Below are 19,719 nucleotides of genomic sequence, written 5' to 3'. Positions count from 1 at the left end.
ATAAAATTATAAATAGTTTAAAGCGTAAGTTGCTTGAGAGATGATACTACCTGTTTCAACTGCATTACCATTCGCTTCAACACGCGCGCTGAAGGAGAGCTTGTTTGGACCTTCCACCAGCGGAAGATCAACACTTGTATCACCGACTTTCATCACTGCGCCATCAGCATTGATCAAACGAACACCAACACCTTTAGAAGTACCAGTATTTGCTAAGAGTTCAGTTTTAGTTGTGTCTGGAGTACCTGAGAATGTAACTTTAACTTTGCTAACCGCAGGGAACTGAGGTTTTTCATCTGTACCATTACCTGTAGCTGCTGCTAAATCACAATTTTCTAAAGCAATTGTGTATTGAACGCTTTGGCTGAATTTATTACCTGATTCTAATACTTTGTTTGCAACTTGGCCAAGATCTACATTGATAGTTCCATCACCAGGAATAGAACAAGGTGCATTAATCACTTTACCAGTGAAGTTAATTACGCCACTACCTTGATCATTAACTGCTGCATTTGCAATACCTGCTGCAAATGAAGATGCTATGATGGTAACTAATGCGATTTTAGATAATTTCATTTTATTTTCCTATTTAAGAAAGATGACAGATGTACAAACGACCTAAAGATAAAAACCCTTAGGTAGATATTTATTTTTATTGTGCTGTGTGCTCTTATTAAAAATAAGTATTAAAAATAATGATTAACCATTATTTTTTTTATTGTTTTATTTTCCTGAGCTAACTCGAATCTATTTTCAATAGAAAATAATTCATCACTTAAAAAGTAAATCAAACTCACATCAAGTGCGTTTGCTCAACTAAAAAGATTTTCTAATGTAATATTACACTCACCTCTTTCATAACGTGATATTTGTTGTTGACTAATACCAATAAGCTCTGCTAGTTCTATGCCTGAAAGACCCAGCTTTTTTCTTCTTTTACGAATTTCTTTACCAACGATCTGGTTTACATTTTTCATTTACTGGGGCCTGATCTAATTTAAGATAGAACGTGAATTCGTATATAAAAGACTCAAGTTACATTATGGACATTTACTTTTTAAATAATATTATCTAAAAAAATTCATTTAATATTTATACTCATAATTTGACTCAATTATAGGAAGCACTATTTGAAAGTAAAACTGTTTGTAACGATCGATACAATCAATCAAATAAGATAAAACCTATCAAAATGAGTTATTGGAATTCTCTTATGAAAAAAATAAATAAATTCATAATAAATATATTTTCATCCATTTATTAAAAACAATTAAAATCATTTAAACATATGATGTTTAAATGTATTTTTGTTTTTAAGATAAAACAACTTAGATATAAGATAATCGTTACATGATAAATAATGAAAAATATATTAATCATTCACTAAATTTATTCGCTACTTATTGATATATAACAAGAAATAAAAAACAATAAGTAATTAAAAAATTAAATTTAATATAAGTTCATTTTTTAGGTTGTTCCCATTTTACCACTAACAGTGGTTTATTTGTTTTTTCTGTTTTTAGTTAACCATAAATATAGCCCAAGCGACGCACTCCAAATAAGAGTATAGAACATATTAAATATCTCACATTGTACTACCGGATACTCTTAAAATGCGGAAATACTCGTTTTACGGATTAAACTACTTGAACTTACAATAAACCAAACTAATGGATTATTTCCACTAAGTTCACACTCACCATCAATAGATAAAATTTATTTGTTTTCAATTAGTTATAAACAAAACAATAATGTAACAGAGTGTAACAAAAAAATATTTAATATTTCAAACAAGACGACTTCCCTAATCAAAATTGAGATTACTGAAACAAATATACACAATTTTATTAAATAATTTGATTATCTATTTACAACTAAATAAATAGTTTATTTTCATAGCATGACCTGTTCAAAATAACAGCAGCTTTATCATGCATTAGAACTACAGATGAGATAAATAAAATACTTAAGATTCGATATGCAGTACCTTAAGCATAAAAATTCACTCAAGTAAGGAAAATGTCATTTATTATTAATAGATAAGCTTATAATTCAATTTAAATTGATATTTTTTAATATAAATAGCTGAAGCAAATATCGCTATTATTCTTCAAACCGAAACAATCACTAAACCGAGTGATGGCTTTCATTCTTTGTAAGGATAGCTTTATTATGATTCCAATGGTTCCTATAAAAATTGTTTCCTCAGGTATTGCTCTTCCTGAAAATAAAATTACATCACATCAACTTGATATAAAACTTAATCAACCTACTGGCTATGTTGAAAAACTTTCAGGTATTGAATACCGCTTTCATGCCAATCATCACGACTCTCAGGCACAACTGGCTGCTACTGCTCTTCATCATGCACTTGAAATAAAACAGCTTTCAGCTGACAGTATTGATGTACTCATTTCAGCTTCAGCGATCCCAGTACAAGCACTACCTTGTACAGCTGCACATATTCTTGCACAGTCGAAACTCAAACAAGGTATTGCCTGTTTTGATATTAATGCTAGCTGTATCAGTTTTATTACTGCGCTTCATGTCGCTGCCGGGTTACTAGCAACAAATCAACATCAGCGCATTGCAGTGGTTTCAGCTGACCTCGCCTCACGGGGAATCGATTGGCGGGACCATAAGTCAGCCTTAATTTTCGGTGATGGCGCGGCCTGCGTTATTGTTGAAAAAGGGGATGGTAATAGCGGTATTATTACCTATCGCCATGAGACCTATACCAAAGGAATTGAATTGTGTGAGGTTCGTGCAGGAGGAACGCAGAGAAATCCTCGAGTAGGAATAACTGAAGATGATTTTCTATTCCGTATGCAAGGTCAAAAGCTATTTCGCATGATTTCTTTATTGATTGACGATTTTTTGCAGCAAATACTTACAGATTCAAAGTTGCAATTAAATCAAGTTGGTACCGTTATTCCTCATCAAGCTAGCTATTTATCACTTACCCATATTAAACAACATTTAAATCTTAAAACTGAACAATTAATTGACATCTATCGCTTTCGCGGAAACCAAGTTGCTGCTTCTATTCCTTCAGCATTACATGAAGCGATTATTAGTGGACGGTTTTACGGACAAAAAAATGTGATGCTATTAGGAACAGCGGCAGGTATGGCTCTCTGTGCAATGGTGCTGATCCCATAAAAATATTAGTTAAAAGAAGCCTGTGGCCGGCTATTGAGTGAGTTAGAACACGATTATTGAATGGACTCAGTACCTTATCTTGTTTTATTAGCTTTCAAGGTATGAATTAAAGTAAACCTTATTGAAAAGACTATTTCAAACGGTAAGGTCTTAATATCTAAAAACTTACCTTAGGCTGCAACAATTACTTTGCAACCTTTTATCATTAAACACTCGCAAGGAGATGGAATAAACAATAATAACGGTTATATTCCACTATTTTGCCATTGTGATGCACGCAATATCATAATAAAGAATTAATACGCTATTTACATCATCTTGGTCATTTGTTGCATAGCACGCCAATTAGATGGCGTTCTATTTTCCCATAGCTTAAAAGCACGAAAAAATGAGCTTTGGTCTTCATATCCGAGTAGTAAAGCCACTTCCATTAGGTCAAGTGATGGATCAGCCAGTAATTCATACGCTCGTGAACGTCGTACCGCGGCTAATAAACTTTGAAAATTAGTACCTTCTTCCGTCAATCGACGTTGAAGAGTCCGTTCACTAACACCAAGCTCTAATGCAACAGCAGGGATCTCCGGACGACCGGCACTAAGCAGGCGCTTCAACAACCAACTTACCGTTTCAATAAATGACAGTTTGGAATGATATTCAGCCAACTGCTGATCTAGAGCTGGCGTTAATAAATCTAATAATTCAGCATTATAGGATTTAAAGCTGAGACCAAGTGAAGTGCGTTCTAGATGTAAACAGTTACGCTGAGCCCCAAGGCGAACAGGACAACCAAAATAAGCTTGATGCGCTGAAACATCCATTTTTGCCTGCACCAATTCAACGAGCCGTGCATTGATTGGTGTTGCTGTACCAAGTCGACCTATTTCCAATAATGTCGCCATACTCGCATCAACTAAAGCAGGAGGTTCGGGCTGCTCTGTATGTAGCCAATTAAATTCAACACGACAAATATCGCCATCTTCAGTTATTTGAAGGTGTTCGGGAACACAAAGCCGTTTATAGCGAGCCATTCGTTGCAATGCATCACGATAATCACGAGCGTGATAAGCATCAAGCAGGCTAGGTGGAAGTTTCTCCGTTGGCAAAGATTTCACCAATTTAATCCCAATAGCCACATCATCAGCTAAATCACAGATAGCTTGCCACAACGAGAAGTACTGACGTGTATTGATTTCCCCTTGGCGGCTAAAAACCGCCAAAGGTAATTGAGCCTGACGAAGCAGCGTTGATAGATCAATTCCTTGCTTTTCTAGCCCAATCCATAAAGCAGCAGGAACTTTTATTCGATCATTCAATCTTTGTTTCATAGGAATAAGGCTCTTTATTTGTTAATAATTCTAAGGCTGTTTATCTTTGAAGGTCAATTTTCATTCGAATTACACGTATTTTAAGCAAGCCGAATGGCTCGCCACCTTGTGAACTAAGCATAACCACTCAACACAGCGAAAAATTACTTTTAAATTAACCCATCATTTTGATTAAGTTTTATTGCTTTATGACATAACACAGTGATGCAATGTTATTTCAATCAATTTATGAGGCATAAAATACACAATAAAGTTCAATAGCGCCTAAATTACAACGCTTGTAAACCACCATCAATCGAGAGCACATGACCTGTCACAAATGATGACTCGTCAGATAATAGCCAAGCAATACCATTCGCAATCTCTAACGGCTCACCGATCCGTTTAAGTGGGTGCATCGCAGCTACAGCCGTTTCATCAAACTGCCCCATCGCAAATAAACCTTCGAGCAATTCAGTACGAACTCCCCCCGGTGCAACCGCATTGATACGAATATTTTGGCCTGCATACTCTAAAGCTGCCGATTTAGTCATACCAACTACACCAAACTTAGTCGCTGCATAAGGGGCAAATAAAGGTGAGCCTTTAAGCCCGGCAATCGAACTAATGTTCACGATAGCACCACCTGCCTGCTGTTGCATCTGACGAAGTGTATATTTCAGCGTGTAATAAGTACCTAATAAATTGATATCAACCATACTTTTAAAAATTTCAGTGTCAGAATCAACCAACAGTTTAGTTTCCAATGAAACAGCGGCACAATGTGCTAGCCAATCAATTCGACCATATTTAGCCACAACACTTTCAATCAATCCACGAACCGCATCTTCATCGCTAACATCACAACGAATAAACTGTGCTTGCCCACCCGCCGCGACAATCTCACCAACCACTTGAGCACCTTCGGCCACTCGTCGACCACTAATGGTTACAATAGCGCCTTTCGCCGCAAGCAGTTTAGCTGTTGCTTTACCAATACCAGATGTTCCACCAGTAACGAGTGCAATTGGGTTAGTCATAAGGTAATACTCCTGTTAGGGGGATAATTAATATTCAGATTTACTGAACCAACAGGCGCTATATTAGCGATATTTATGGAATGCGTGATTAGTGTAATACGCCAGATTGATTGCATAACACGCCAGTTCACTCTCACCTAATTGCTTAAATTCCATTCAAATAAGCTCAAGTATAAAATGCTGTTACTTTAAAATGATAACAATAATAAGGTGTTACCTATCAACAACAATATTCTCATTTACAGCAACATAGCCACTATTGCCAACCATTAATGCAAATTTATCAATCGAATCAGTTTTTAGGGCATACAGCCTCTTGAGTGAAAAAGGATTATCACCCAAACGAACTTTACCTTGGATCGTTGTCACTGCAAGATGTAATCCTGCCTCTTTCGCTGCTGCCATCGCAGTCTGGTTAAAACCACCAAAAGGATAAGCTAAATAACGTTGATCAGGCTCGAAACTGTGTAATACATCCATTGAATGTTGAAAATCTAAGAAAATCGTATGCTCTTTACGGCTAAAAATAATCGGGCTATTACGCTTGTCTAATTTATGTAAGAAATGAGTGTGAGATTGAATATTAAAAACATCTTGGCAATTTTTAATTTCTTGCTTGCTCATAAATTGTAGACCATCCGCAAACCATTTTTGGGGCTGAGTCTTAATCCGTGAAGAGATCACAAATAGCGTTGCTTGTTGCTGATTATGTTGTAAAACTGGATAGGCATAGCGATAGACTGATTTTAAACCATCATCAAATGTTAAAACCACAGCCTTACCCGGCAAGTTAACAGATTTATCTAAATAGCCTTCTAGGTCAGATAAAAGAATTGTTTGGTAGCCCGCTTGTTTCAAGTAATCCATTTGTGCTTGAAAGGCTTCAACAGAGGTCGTTGTAGATGTGTGCCGAAATTTTTTATTTTCAGCCTCTTTTAGTAAATGGTGATAAGTAAGAATTGGAATTCCATTATCAATTTCAACATCATTTAGTCGCACGTAACCCAGACGATCCCCTAAGCGAATAGTCAGCCATGCTGTTTTTTCACCGTCTTTATCAGTCTTAATCATGCGATCTAATACCGGATAACGAAGATCACCGAACAATATTGCAACCGGGCTACTATTTTCTTTTGCTGAGTGGTAAACAACAGTATCTTTCTTTGTTATCAAATAGTTATATATAGGGTTACTGAGATCATTTAACCTATCTTCTTTGGGCCTGTGACGAGACTTTTTTTCTGATATTGCATCCGCTCTGACAAATGCATAATCATTACCAAACTGCATCGCTCTATAATCACCCGATGGGTCATACATATAAAAGCCATGTTCTGGATAGAGTTCAGCCACAGCTTTCATTTCACCTGCAATTGTCGCGTAAATAGTTTCATTTTGTTCAACATTTACAATTTTTGGAAGAATATCAGCAAGTTCCCAACCCTCAGTGCTTTGCGACTGCGCGAGTGCAAAAGCTCTCGGCATCAAAAAAAAAGTAAAAATAAACATGAAGAACAATATTAAAAACTGATTACGCATACTTTATCCACAATGTCCGGCAGAGAAAAACTGGTTTATTTTAAACCTATTCGATACATACCACTATACTGTGCAAAAAAAATAGTCTATTGAAATAATAAAAATCAAAAAATGTGACTTCGTAAAGCAAATTTCACTCCCAAAACTCGATTGGTATAATGACTTTGTCATTGTTTTATAGGTTGTCATACAACATAAAGAGATCTAGCTCAAATTTATCACTAAAAAATCCTCACGAGAGATAATCTGTCAATCAATTGACAGTTAAAAAAATACTCACTGATAGATTGCTCGCAACCGTTATCAAAACACTAGGAATTCATTATGAAAATAAAAGAAATTAGTACCTTTATGACTTTCAATATGTTGTCTTACTTGAAGTCATAAAAATGACACACTATTTCACGACAAAAATTACAATTAAAAACGAATTTAAGGCTAATTTAATTTGGATTAGGGACTAAATGAGATAACATCTTGTTTAAAAATAAAAGGATGTATCTTAAATGAAAAAGTTTAATTTTTTAATTTTGTTTGGTTTATTCATTAACGTATTGGTATTTACTGCATCATATTTAACTGATACCTTCACATTAAATGATAATAATATTCATTATTATTCAAGCAGGAATGAACGTTTTATTACTTTAGTATTTTCTAAAGCTTGTATTTCATTTGGTATTTCTATTTTTCTATAATTAATCAGCCTTTTTATTTTATCCAAATCATCGAAAGCTGGATTAATTGTTGCTATTGTGGGAACCATACCGATGATTCCCTTTAGCTTTATATTTCTTATTGGTTACCTTTATAGCTATCAAAATCGAGTAAATCGACATTTCACTGTATTTAGCCAACAACATGTTGATATTTCCCTTAGCTTTAAAATATCTCAACTTATCATGATAGGTGTGCTCTATTTTATTTTCGGTGCATTGGTTGCAATTATAGCGCCAAGTATCGGTATGATTGTTGCCGCTCTAGGGATCATATCTTTTTGCAATGCTTTATTTTTGAAAAACAAGATCCTATTAGGTGTATCTAAAGCTAACTTAATTATCACTCCATCAATATTTTAACATAGCTACCTCATCCCTTTAAATGCGATAACTCTAGTAACAGAGAATGATTATATGTTTAAAGTTCGAGTTAAATACATGAGCATAGAACGTGACTATACCTTTCGTAAAGGTTTGATTAAACAAAAAGAAGCTCAAAAAATACTGGATTCCATTTTCTCTAAATTGAAATCAGAGACTAAATAACTAAGCAAAAAGAGTTATTATCGGGGAAGTAAATAATCATTGAAAGAGTGTAAGCCTACGCTACAACAGCCTACACGGCTTGATATTGAATTGAATTAACTTAATTGATTACATCTTATTTTATATCAGAAAAGCCATCACTGAAAATCACAAATACTGAAGAATAGGACGTCAAGTAATGGCTTGAGCCAATCTTAGATTAATTAACGGAAAAAAATCATTTTTTTATCAGCTTCGATATTTAGATTTTTCTGCCACCCCGTAAGGGTGAGATGCGCCAATTCTGCCAACCCGACATAGAAAGGGAAATTAGCATTTTTTTGCATTTTATCTAAATAGTGAAATCCCCAAGGCAAAATGTGCTGCGCGAGTAATTCAGGTAACTTCTGTGGGTTATTTTCCACTACCCAAGCCACCATCATCAGCAATAAACCAAAATGATCTTCTGGTTCGTTTTGCGTTAAACGAATATCAATATGATTATGTTGCATCCATTCTCTTAGCTGTAATGTAGAATCGCCAAAAATCACGTTCTCTTTATCCAACCAAACAGATCCCCATGGTGGTGAAGGGAGCGCATATGGTCCGATAAATAAGCGCTGATAAGCCTCATCCAGCGTTTCATTCTCGCTCTGAGTAATAGCAAGTTTATCCGCGATATGCTGTTTTTGTTCAGCCGAACCATAAGGCCAATCTTCAGTCCACGCCCGAGATGATAGTAATTGAATAATCTCCTGCACATCCGCGGGGGAATAATAGAATCCAGCTCCAAGCACCCGAGCTGTCAGAGAGATATCACTGAAATATTGTTCACTCATTATTATGCTATTTCTCTTATTGTTGAGTTTACGGAAGATTTTCTTAAAAGGGATAGTATCAAGCGACTAACTCAATGACTACCCCTCTTAATAATTCAAGTTACATTTATTACTATATAAATCATAACCCTACTATATCTATAGCCTTATTACATATATAGCCCTAAATAATTCAGGTAACTGAGCGTAGCCAACAACGAGACAGCTCGAAGTATGACGGGTTAGATGCCAACAGTCATATGCAACCCATAAAACACTCCCCGCCCAACCACTTCACCGGCGAGAACTAGCAAGAAACCAATTCCCATATTCACCAGAGACGGGTTTCGTCTTGCCACTAACGGAATGATCCAGCAACCCAAGCCAAATGCAATCGCGACTATTTTAATATCCATTAATATTCCATAGTCTGGCACTAAGTCGACGGCTCTTTGCACAGGTGTTTCGATACTCGCCAGTTCAAAGCCTTGCGAGATAGCTGCCATGACACTCACCAACAATGCAATCACACTGAGCGTAGGAACACGTCGAATACATTGCAAGTCAAACCCAGCGATACGCAGTAATAACGCTGCCAAGATAGGGCCACCAAGAAATGCGGTCAGGATGAAATTCACCAAAGTATAACTATTATTCCATGTTGGGACTGTCTCGATTTGGTAGACTCGCGCAGTCGCTATAACAAATATAGCTGCCAGTACCATGACCACCATCAACCACATTTTACCCAGAAACACGGGCATTTTATTCAATACGGCGAGTAACCAATACAAACCGCCTAAGGCAAAAAATAGTGCACCAGTAGCAATTTCATTACTCAAGGGAGAAGCACCTAATCGATTAAATGCATTGAATGCTCGTAAAGGGCTTCCCATGTGCATTGTTGATAAAAGAAAACCAATTCCCATTAATATCCACAGCCCAAACATACTGTAATGCACTTTACGATTAAGATCGGCAGAGAGCTTTCCACTGAGTATAATCGCAGCGATCATCACAAAGGCGCCTGCGACACTTTGGCCAATCACAGTAAAAAACATCAATGGCCATTCATGAATTCCTGAGCCCATATTACACCTCCTCCGGATTAGCCAGATGCCCGGTGGTATCACCGACAGGACGACTATTGGCATTCAATTTCAACACAATATTTGGATGTGTGTATTTTTCAGATGGTAATGGTGCAATCTCCGCCAACGAGCCATATTTTTCACGCAATTCTTCGATTGGTGCCATATCCAAAGCACGTAATGGACATGAATCAACACAGATTGGCTTTTTACCTTCTGCCACTCGCTCATAACAACCATCACACTTGGTCATATGACCTTTAACTTCATCGAATTGCGGTGCACCGTAAGGGCAAGCCATGCTGCAATAACGACAACCAATACACACTTCTTCATTCACAACCACAAAGCCATCTTCACGTTTATGCATTGCACCACTTGGACACACTTTGGCACACGCAGGGTCGTCACAATGATTACAGGAAATCGACAAGTAATAGGCGAAAACATTCTGTCCATACACGCCATCCTGTTCTGTCCAATCTCCGCCTGCATATTCATAAATACGGCGGAAATTCACTTCAGGTGATAAGTTTTTAAAGTCTTTACACGCTAGCTCACAGGTTTTGCAGCCAGTGCAACGACTTGAATCGATATAAAAACCATATTGCGTTGACATAACTGACATCCTTAAGCCTTAACGACTTCAACGAGATTGGAGTGTGACGGGTTTCCCTTCGCCAATGGTGATGGGCGTTGAGTGGTTAAAACATTAATGCTTCCCGCATGATCAACTCGGTTACCATCAGGGCTATACCAAGCACCTTCACCCAAACCAACTACTCCCGGTAAAATACGCGGCGTCACTTTGACCTGAACGCGTACTTCCCCTCTATCATTATAAATCCGCACCAAATCGCCCTGTTTTAAATCACGTTTACCCGCATCTAATGGGTTTATCCATAGCTCTTGAGGACACGCTGCTTTTAGGACATCCACGTTGCCATAAGTTGAGTGAGTGCGGGATTTATAGTGGAAGCCAGTCAACTGTAATGGATATTTTTCCATTAATGGGTCGCCATACTGCTCAAAGCCTACCGAATAGACTGGTAAAGGATGGATCACATCACCAGACTCCAGCTCCCATGTATCCTGCAATTCCGCTAATTGAGAAGAGTAGATCTCAATTTTACCTGATGGCGTAGTAAGTGGATTGGCAACAGGGTCTTCGCGGAAACTGCGATAGGCAACATGATGGCCTTTCGGATCACGTTTTTTGAAAATACCTTGAGCACGGAACTCTTCGAAAGTCGGTAATTCAGGTAGTGCTTCGCGAGATTGCTCATAAAGATGGCGTAGCCACTCTTCTTGAGTACGATTTTCGGTAAATTGCTCAGCAACGCCCATGCGTTTAGCCAATTCACTCGTCATTTCATAAATATTGCGGCTTTCAAAACGTGGCTTGATTGCCTGATCCGCAAAAATAACATAGGACATATTACCGGCAGAGGCGTCCATACAAAAATCCATCTGCTCTGATGCCGTGCAATCAGGCAACAAAATATCGGCATATTTAGCTGACGATGTCATGTGGTTATCAATCACCACAATCATTTCGCATTTAGATTCATCTTGTAGGATGTCATGCGTACGATTAATTTCCGAATGTTGGTTCACCAAACAGTTACCTGCATAGTTCCACACCATTTTAATCGGTACATCTAGTTTGTCTTTACCGCGAACACCGTCACGCGTTGCCGTCATCTCAGGACCACGTAAAATGGCATCTGTCCACATAAACATTGAAATGCTGGTATTGACTGGATTGGTCAGAGTTGGCATACGAACAAATGGAATGCTATAAGACCCCTCACGTGCCCCCGTGTTGCCGCCATTAATACCGATATTACCGGTTAAAATAGCGAGCATTGAAATAGCTCGAGAGGCCAATTCACCATTAGAACGACGTTGAGGACCCCAACCTTGTACGATATACGCTGGTTTTGCACTACCAATTTCACGTGCTAATTTTACGATACGTGCTGCTGGAATACCTGTAATTGAAGCTGCCCACTCAGGGGTTTTTGGCTGTCCATCGGGACCTTCACCAAGAATGTATGCTTTATAATGTGCATTTTTTGGTGCGCCAGCTGGCATAGTGGTTTCGTCATAGCCTACACAATATTTATCAAGGAAAGGCTTATCCACCATGCCTTCTTTGATCATCACATAGGCAATTGCATTGACTAATGCTGCATCGGTACCCGGACGAATTGGGATCCATTCATCTTCACGACCTGCACCTGTATCGGTATAACGCGGATCGATGATGATCATTTTTGCGTTAGATTTCTCACGCGCTTGCTCGACATAATAAGTCACACCGCCGCCACTCATACGAGTTTCACCCGGGTTATTACCAAACATGACAACCAGTTTTGAATTTTCAATATCGGATGGGCTATTACCATCAGCCCAACCACCGTAGGTATAATTCAACCCAGCGGCAATCTGTGCAGTACTGTAGTCACCATAGTGATTTAAGTAACCACCACAACAATTCATTAAACGAGCAATTAAGGTTGCACCCGGTGGCCATGATTTAGTCATGGTGCCACCCAAAGTACCTGTACCGTAATTTAAGTAAATAGATTCATTGCCATAGTCGTTTATTAAACGCTTCATATTGTCAGTAATGGCATCAAAGGCTTCATCCCAGCTAATTCGTTTGAATTTGCCTTCCCCACGTTTACCAACACGCATCATTGGATAGCGTAAACGGTCTGGATTATAAACGCGACGGCGCATTGAACGCCCACGCAGGCAAGCGCGCACTTGATGAAGATCTTCATATACGTCATTACCTGTGTTATCAGTTTCGACATATTTGATTTCACCATCAACAACGTGCATACGTAGTGGACAACGGCTCCCACAGTTTACGGTGCATGCACTCCAAACAACTTTTTCATCCTCTGTTGAGGCTGCTGTTTTTTGCTCTGCAATTGCTGAGGAGCTGAAAGGGAGGGAAAACCCTCCAGCCGCTGCAGCCAAACCCGTGATAGTCCCTGCTTTAACGAATCCACGACGGGTAAGAGGAGCAAAAACTGACGCTTTCTCTTTCATATTAGCCATACATTACTCACCTGGTTAATTATTATGAATATTGGAAATCAAATTTTCATCAAAACTAATTTAAATGAATTTGAGGTGCGCTCTATTCGAAATAAAAACGATTAGTCACACAATGAAGATTATGAGATTTTTGATATGGTTAATCATATCAACCCATAAAATTGAAGGGTTGTTTTACATCAATAAATAACTTGATAATTACTTATACAAAGTGTTTTAAATTAATGAGTTGATAGAGATAAATGATATATCGCTATATAACAAAATGCACAACAAGGAACTTTAATTAAAATATAACCACCAATCCAGCATGACAAACTGGTATTTAACCTTTGATAATTTGTTTTTGGTTTTTTATAATTTCATTAATTGATTGTTTTTAGATAATAACAATTAACCAAACAATATTTATCAATAACAATTAGTGCTAAAAATAATAGACTAAAGTGATATTTAAATTAATAAATAAAATAGGTTAATAGAAAATAATTAATAACCATTAAACTGAATGAGAATTATTTTTATTTAATTATCTCGTTAATTAGACATCAATAAACTGACTGGTAACTAAGCGAGTTACCGCACAATCATCAAAAGTCGTGATTCCGCTATTTTCGATATGTGGTAGGATCAAAACCCAAGCATCGATTTTTCACTTATTAGCAAGGTATATGATGATAGATTTAAAATTACGCGAATCTAAGGATAGCCTCTCCACCAAAGAAAAACAGGTAGCAGAGTATATTGTTGCTAATAAGAAGCACATCCAAAGTGTGAGTATCCAATCTCTAGCTCAAGAAAATAATGTCAGTACGACCACGATTTTACGCCTGTGCCATAAGCTAGGTTATCAAGGCTTTAGTGAGCTTAAAATTGATCTTATTTCATCGATTAGCAGTCAACCTTATGATGAATTTCTTCAAGAAGACATTAATATTAATGACTCGATAGAAACTGTTAACCATAAGGTCAGCATGATTGAAAAATCTTCGATTGATGAGACCTGTGCCTTGGTCAATTTAAATTCATTTAAACAAGCGAATGAGCTCATTAGTAAAAGTCAGAAAATTGTGATTTATGGCGCAGGCAGTAGTGGGCTTGTTGCGAAAGAACTTGAATACCAGCTGATTAAAATTAAGAAAGATGTTAACTGCCATCTAGATTACAGCATTCAATTTAGTATCGTTAACACTCTGAATGAAAATGATTTAGTGATTGTTATTTCCCATTCTGGTGAAAATCATGAATGCATTAAGCTACTCACATTGGCACGTGAGCTGAATGTCCCTACTATTGCGATTACTAAAATGGGGCAAAGTTCAGTATCGAACCTTGCTGAAACTATTTTACATACGATTTCAACAGAGAATGTTTCGCGTATTATTCCCATTCGCTCGAAAATATCCCAGTTAACCATCATCAATATGTTGATCACAAATCTTTTTATTAAACAGTATGATGAGCGTATATCTAAACAAATAAGCACGCGAGCTGAACGTTTTTCTCGCCTAAATAGTAATAATTAATTCCTGCCCATTACCCACAAATTTTCTCACCACACACTCAATGGTCTGATGCAGTTTTCAATGACAACATCAGATCAAGCTCACAAAAATAACTCTTTTATCGGCTCAGAGAGTACCGACATTTTTTATTTGTGATATTGTTACTTTAAATATAAATATAAAAAGTAACAATGTTACAATAACTAGGGGATTAAAATGTCGACTGAAATTCCTATCATACTCGCAAGCCATGGTCCATTTGCTCAAGGGTTAATGGAATGTGCTGAAATGTTGATTGGTCAGCAAGAAAATATTGCCGTTATCTCTATCCAAAAAGAAAGCAATATTAATGAAGTTAGAGAACAAATGTTCACTGCATACCGAAACCTCAATCAAGGAAATGGTGTTCTCATTTTGGTAGATTTGCTCGGTGGCTCACCCTGCAATTTAGCGAGTGAGCTTGTTCTCACACAAAATGATGTCTCGCTTTATTGTGGCATCAATATCCCAACCTTATTAGAGATTTTAAGTAATCGTGATTTACCCATCAGTGAAATACACCAAGTCATTAATGACGTATTTCCAGACAGTTGCTTCAATGTCGGGGGACAATTGAAAGTAACTGAACAATCTGACTACGAACTCTAGGAGATAAGCTCATGCCAATTAATGTCGCACGAATCGATGACCGACTAATTCATGGCCAAGTCATTACAACTTGGGTAAAAAATTTCGATATTGAACAGGTGATCATTGTTAATGACAAAGTGGCCACCGATACAGTTCAACAATCTGTTTTAGCAATGGCTGCACCACCTGATCTTAAAATCGTTGTATTTAGTGTTGATAAATTTATTGAGGTTTTGAAAAAAACAGACATTAAACGACGCACTATGCTGCTATTTACCAATAGTATCGATGTGAACAAATTAGTGGAAAATGGTTTAACACTTGAAAAACTAAATGTCGGTGGAATGCGGATGCAAGATGGTAGACGCAATCTTTCCCGTGCAGTTGCTGTAACACCAGAAGAAGAGCAAGCCTTTAAATCACTGATTAATCGCAATGTCACCGTTGAAATTCAAATGGTTCCTAAAGATCCAATTGTTGAATTAAAAACACTCATTAATTAATTTTATCACGCTTATTTTCGCAAATAAGTGAGGAGTCTATTATGTTGGTTGAGGCCATTCTAATAGCTGTATGGGCAGGTATTTGCTCATTGGATGATGTTGGTCCACAAATGTTAAGACGCCCATTACTAACCGGTACTGTTGCTGGGATTATTATGGGTGATATGGTTCAAGGGTTAGCCATCAGTGCAACTTTAGAATTGATGTGGATGGGCATTGGTAATGTGGGAGCCTATTCAGCACCTGATATTATCGCAGGTTCTATCATCGGTGTTGCGCTTGGTATCGCTTCCAATGGTGGAATTGCAGCCGGTATTGCGCTCGCTGTTCCTGTTTCAATTCTCTGTCAGCAATTACTGATTATTTGGCGTTCATTTGCTAGCTTTCTGAACGTGTGGGCTAGTAAGTCAATTGTAAACGGTAACTATAGCGGCCTGACTAAAGTTCATTATTTCTCAACACCAATCTGGTTTCTTATTCGTGCTATTCCGTGTTTTATGGCCGTTTATTTTGGTAGTGCACTTGTTAATAGCGTATTAGAAGCTGTACCTGAAAGTATTCTTACAGGTATGGGTGTTGCTTCTAAATTAATTCCAGCAGTTGGTATTTGTATCTTATTGCTGATGCTCCTTAAAGGTAGAATGTGGTTTTTCTTCCTCCTTGGTTTTATGTTAACCACTTATTTAAAACTGCCGATTATTCCAATCACCTTTATTGCACTGGCGTTTGCCGTTTTATATGACATGGCATTTACCAGTGGCTCTCGCGCCAAACCAGAAGAAGAAAAAGAAACACAATATTCCAAAAAGAATAATGAAGAAGAGGAGTATGACTTATGAGTGATACTAATACATCAGAAAATAAAAAATTATCCAAGAAAGAGTTGAATAGCATGTTTTGGCGTATCCAAACAATGTCGTTCTCTTATAACTACGAAAAATTGCAAACAATCGGTTTTGCACACTGTATGGTACCCGTTTTAGATAAGCTCTATGAAAAAGCAGATCAAGAAACACGTATTAAAGCGATGCAGCGTCACTTTGAATTCTTTAATACACAAATTAATGCTGGGGCATTGATATTAGGCGTCACCGCTGCACTCGAAGAGAAAACCACCGAAGAAGAAAAAGATGCGGTTATCTCTGTGAAAGCTGGATTAATGGGGCCATTTGCAGGACTGGGTGATAGCTTATTAAAATTCACCTGGTTACCGATCTGCGGCAGTATTGGTGCCGCATTTGCTCTACAAGGTAATATCATTGGCCCTATCCTGATGTTTATTTTGTTTAACATCGTCAATATCGGCACAAAATATTTCTTTATTCATTATGGCTACAACAAAGGCGTTGATTTAATCGAGCAGTCGAAAAAATCAAATATCATCCAGCGTATCACTAATATTGCGAATGTCGTCGGGGTCATGGTCCTAGGATCCTTAATAGCCACAACGGTCAAGATAGCGACACCGCTCACCATTTCAGTCGGTGAACAATCGATAAAAGTACAAGAAATGTTCGATAAGGTCATTCCCAATCTTTTAACCTTATTGTTTGCCTTAGGTGTTTTCTTCCTAGTGCGTAAATTACAAGGAAAACATACCGTCACATTAATTATCGGCATGATGGTTATGGGTGTTATTTGTTCAGTATTTGGAATTTTAGGATAGAAAAAAGGTAAGCATTATGAGAGTGACAATTAATAGAATCAGTAGCCAGACTCTTGAGCTAATATTCGATGAAATCCCAAAGGATAACGCCAAGCTTTATTGGAGTCATCAGCCAACAATAGCGATAGATCCCAATAACTTTATTACCAGCGAAATTAGCAACACACTAACCGTACATGATCCTTTAGAAGCTAAACAGCGTATCTATTTTATTTTACAGCAAGGCAACCAATACGAGCTGTTTGCAGAGCGAACTTTACCTATCGAAGGGTTAAATAATTTCCGTGATATTGGTGGCTATACAGGCGCTCAAGGTAAAAAAATAAAATGGGGTGTATTATATCGCTCTAATCACCTATTTAACCTCAGTAATGGTGCAATTGATTACCTCAAGCAATTAAAGATAAGTAGTATCATTGATTATCGTAGCCAAAATGAAATTAATAAATCGCCTAACTGTGATATTGGTGAAAAACATACTTTTCATTTAGATGCGACGGCACAAACCGCAGAACTTGCAGCGCAATTTGCCGCTGATCCCAGCAATGAAGACAAGGCTCTTATTGATAGCATTATCCGAGATATCCCTAAAGAGCTTATCAATGGTGATGGGAAACAAATAATAGAACAATATCGCCAGTTTGTTGTGAGTGAAAAATCCAAAACCGCTTTTCGTAAGATGATCCAAGTTTTACTTGATAGCAATAATAGTCCCAGTATTCAACACTGCCGTGGTGGAAAAGACCGAACCGGTTATGGCGTTCTATTAGTGCTAGTTATGTTAGGGGTGAGCGAAGAAACAATCATTTACGATTATATGTTGACGCATTTTAATCGACTTGCACGCAATGAAGTAAAAATGAAAGCCTATCGTGAAATCACGCAAGAACAGAACGTGTTAGATTACTTACTTTCATTAATCGATACACGAGAATCGTTTATTATTGAAGTATTCAACAGCATGAAACAAGTATCAGGTACGGTAGAGAATTATATTATTAATGAACTTGGGTTTAGTCATGACGAATTTAAAAAAATGCAGTCAATTTATTTAGAGTAATAAGCTCACAAAATATAAATTCATTAGTTTAACAATATTAATTACGCTTATTTCAATTAAATGATTGGATTGGTGCCTACCTATATCTAATCACGCGGGGATTAGAGCATACTTGCTCGCTTCGCAATCGTTTTTTCAGCAGCTTACAGAGCGGTAGAATTAATATTTAAAGATGAATATATATTGGTTGATTTAATACGTTATATCAAAAGAGATGTGTAAACAGTAAACATCTCTTTTGATATTAAAGCTACTTAATCATATCACTATTTATACTGTAGCTTGATGTATTCGCCATTAAATGATTTCTTGATATCGATGCGTATTTCATCTGAATACGCTGGTATGGCATTGATTCATTATCTTTTATTGAATCAGGGAATATATCCGATATTTCAATCAAAGAAACGCCTGTTAGCTTGACTTCATAATATTTCTCAAGCTGTCCATTTTGACTTGTGCGATAAAATAGGAATACCGCCTCTAGAACTTCATTATTATCAAGCGTAAGAGACAGTAATGGGGAGGATTTATCAATCGGCTTAGTAAATACGACAGGTCTATACTCGTTATACTTCAAGTTGCAGCGTTGTTGACCACTCTCAGCTAGCCGAGTCAAATAGTTTATCTATGCTCCCCGACTATCTTCATTTGTCGCCTAGCTGAAACTTGAATTATTTTGAGTATATAAGATGCATTTTGCTCACGAAAAGAACCATAATTTGCACCGATAACTTGGATTTCATCCTCATGACCCACTTGGTAACGATTGCCTATTGAATCTTGGGATGAGCACCCCGCCGAAATCAGACCTTGGCTTTTACCTTTTAACGTTAAATAAGTCGGATATGCCATAAAAACTCCTTTTAATAAAAAATAAAGATACACGCTACATGCATCAATTTAAGTTAAGAGAACCATGTTAACTCAGTTCTCTGATTACACCAATATAGTCACATAAAGACTAAATATAAATTTTAGCTGGTAAATATCAACCAAAAACGGATTTTACTTTCACATATTCTGACTAATAAAGAAAAAAGAGTTAAAACCAAATAAAACATTTAAAAAACAAACTA

General features: G+C 37.2%; 18 protein-coding genes and 1 pseudogene. 8 read left to right on the top strand and 11 right to left on the bottom strand.

The window, feature by feature from the left end:
• Positions 1–6 precede the first annotated feature (6 nt).
• Complete coding sequence (locus tag OOA_RS11825; RefSeq protein WP_008912381.1) at positions 7–576, bottom strand: fimbrial protein; 570 nt, start codon at positions 574–576, stop codon at positions 7–9.
• A 236-nt stretch (positions 577–812) separates the two neighbouring features.
• A complete protein-coding gene (locus OOA_RS21275; protein WP_008912380.1) occupies positions 813–977 on the bottom strand; it encodes a helix-turn-helix domain-containing protein in 165 nt (54 codons plus the stop codon).
• Positions 978–2,175: 1,198 nt separating this feature from the next.
• Here OOA_RS21275 and OOA_RS11815 point away from each other — a divergent pair.
• Entirely contained in the window at positions 2,176–3,165 is a 990-nt protein-coding gene (locus tag OOA_RS11815) for a 3-oxoacyl-[acyl-carrier-protein] synthase III C-terminal domain-containing protein (RefSeq protein ID WP_008912379.1), read from the top strand.
• Positions 3,166–3,473: 308 nt separating this feature from the next.
• Here OOA_RS11815 and OOA_RS11810 read toward each other — a convergent pair whose 3' ends face one another.
• The 4 genes from OOA_RS11810 to OOA_RS20630 all read right to left on the bottom strand — a co-directional run bounded on the left by OOA_RS11810 (position 3,474) and on the right by OOA_RS20630 (position 7,814).
• Positions 3,474–4,490, bottom strand: coding sequence for an AraC family transcriptional regulator (locus OOA_RS11810; RefSeq protein ID WP_008912378.1), 1,017 nt, complete (start codon positions 4,488–4,490; stop codon positions 3,474–3,476).
• Positions 4,491–4,759: 269 nt separating this feature from the next.
• The gene (locus tag OOA_RS11805; protein ID WP_008912377.1) at positions 4,760–5,509 is read right to left on the bottom strand and encodes an SDR family NAD(P)-dependent oxidoreductase; all 750 of its coding nucleotides are present in this window, start codon (positions 5,507–5,509) and stop codon (positions 4,760–4,762) included.
• Positions 5,510–5,722: 213 nt separating this feature from the next.
• A complete protein-coding gene (locus tag OOA_RS11800; RefSeq protein ID WP_008912376.1) occupies positions 5,723–7,048 on the bottom strand; it encodes a polysaccharide deacetylase family protein in 1,326 nt (441 codons plus the stop codon).
• A 616-nt stretch (positions 7,049–7,664) separates the two neighbouring features.
• Complete coding sequence (locus OOA_RS20630) at positions 7,665–7,814, bottom strand: hypothetical protein (RefSeq protein ID WP_158467574.1); 150 nt, start codon at positions 7,812–7,814, stop codon at positions 7,665–7,667.
• Positions 7,815–7,818: 4 nt separating this feature from the next.
• Between OOA_RS20630 and OOA_RS11795 the strand changes: the two genes are divergently transcribed.
• The gene (locus tag OOA_RS11795) at positions 7,819–8,127 is read left to right on the top strand and encodes a hypothetical protein (protein ID WP_008912375.1); all 309 of its coding nucleotides are present in this window, start codon (positions 7,819–7,821) and stop codon (positions 8,125–8,127) included.
• A gap of 389 nt (positions 8,128–8,516) precedes the next feature.
• Here the strand turns inward: OOA_RS11795 and dmsD are convergent, their stop codons facing one another.
• The 4 genes from dmsD to dmsA all read right to left on the bottom strand — a co-directional run bounded on the left by dmsD (position 8,517) and on the right by dmsA (position 13,276).
• Positions 8,517–9,131, bottom strand: a complete 615-nt coding sequence (gene dmsD / locus OOA_RS11790) for a Tat proofreading chaperone DmsD (RefSeq protein ID WP_008912374.1) — start codon at positions 9,129–9,131, stop codon at positions 8,517–8,519.
• Between the two features lie 221 nt (positions 9,132–9,352).
• Positions 9,353–10,201, bottom strand: a complete 849-nt coding sequence (locus OOA_RS11785; RefSeq protein WP_008912373.1) for a DmsC/YnfH family molybdoenzyme membrane anchor subunit — start codon at positions 10,199–10,201, stop codon at positions 9,353–9,355.
• A 1-nt stretch (position 10,202) separates the two neighbouring features.
• The gene (locus tag OOA_RS11780) at positions 10,203–10,820 is read right to left on the bottom strand and encodes a DMSO/selenate family reductase complex B subunit (RefSeq protein WP_008912372.1); all 618 of its coding nucleotides are present in this window, start codon (positions 10,818–10,820) and stop codon (positions 10,203–10,205) included.
• An 11-nt stretch (positions 10,821–10,831) separates the two neighbouring features.
• The gene (dmsA, locus tag OOA_RS11775) at positions 10,832–13,276 is read right to left on the bottom strand and encodes a dimethylsulfoxide reductase subunit A (protein ID WP_040691403.1); all 2,445 of its coding nucleotides are present in this window, start codon (positions 13,274–13,276) and stop codon (positions 10,832–10,834) included.
• Between the two features lie 671 nt (positions 13,277–13,947).
• On the opposite strand from dmsA, the gene OOA_RS11770 reads away from it, so the two are divergent.
• The 6 genes from OOA_RS11770 (at position 13,948) to OOA_RS11745 (ending at position 18,640) form a co-directional block, all read left to right on the top strand.
• The gene (locus tag OOA_RS11770) at positions 13,948–14,802 is read left to right on the top strand and encodes a MurR/RpiR family transcriptional regulator (RefSeq protein WP_236611224.1); all 855 of its coding nucleotides are present in this window, start codon (positions 13,948–13,950) and stop codon (positions 14,800–14,802) included.
• Between the two features lie 195 nt (positions 14,803–14,997).
• Positions 14,998–15,429, top strand: coding sequence for a PTS sugar transporter subunit IIA (locus OOA_RS11765; protein WP_008912369.1), 432 nt, complete (start codon positions 14,998–15,000; stop codon positions 15,427–15,429).
• Between the two features lie 11 nt (positions 15,430–15,440).
• Positions 15,441–15,914 (top strand): PTS sugar transporter subunit IIB, encoded by a 474-nt coding sequence (locus tag OOA_RS11760; RefSeq protein WP_008912368.1) that lies wholly within the window; start codon positions 15,441–15,443, stop codon positions 15,912–15,914.
• 41 nt (positions 15,915–15,955) lie between these two features.
• Positions 15,956–16,753 (top strand): PTS mannose/fructose/sorbose/N-acetylgalactosamine transporter subunit IIC, encoded by a 798-nt coding sequence (locus tag OOA_RS11755; RefSeq protein ID WP_008912367.1) that lies wholly within the window; start codon positions 15,956–15,958, stop codon positions 16,751–16,753.
• Positions 16,750–17,580 carry a PTS system mannose/fructose/sorbose family transporter subunit IID gene (locus OOA_RS11750; RefSeq protein ID WP_008912366.1) on the top strand — a complete coding sequence of 277 codons (831 nt, stop codon included), beginning with the start codon at positions 16,750–16,752 and terminating at the stop codon, positions 17,578–17,580. The genes OOA_RS11755 and OOA_RS11750 overlap by 4 nt, the downstream gene beginning before the upstream one ends.
• 16 nt (positions 17,581–17,596) lie before the next feature.
• Positions 17,597–18,640: a tyrosine-protein phosphatase gene (locus tag OOA_RS11745; RefSeq protein ID WP_008912365.1), complete on the top strand. Its 1,044-nt coding sequence runs from the start codon at positions 17,597–17,599 to the stop codon at positions 18,638–18,640.
• Between the two features lie 250 nt (positions 18,641–18,890).
• Here OOA_RS11745 and OOA_RS21380 read toward each other — a convergent pair.
• Positions 18,891–19,495, bottom strand: a pseudogene (locus OOA_RS21380) (Hcp family type VI secretion system effector).
• Positions 19,496–19,719 lie beyond the last annotated feature (224 nt).

This window comes from Providencia burhodogranariea DSM 19968, assembly GCF_000314855.2.
Classification (GTDB): Bacteria; Pseudomonadota; Gammaproteobacteria; order Enterobacterales; family Enterobacteriaceae; genus Providencia; species Providencia burhodogranariea.
Note: the sequence above shows the minus strand (reverse complement) of the source record. Positions and strands in the feature narration are given on the sequence as shown.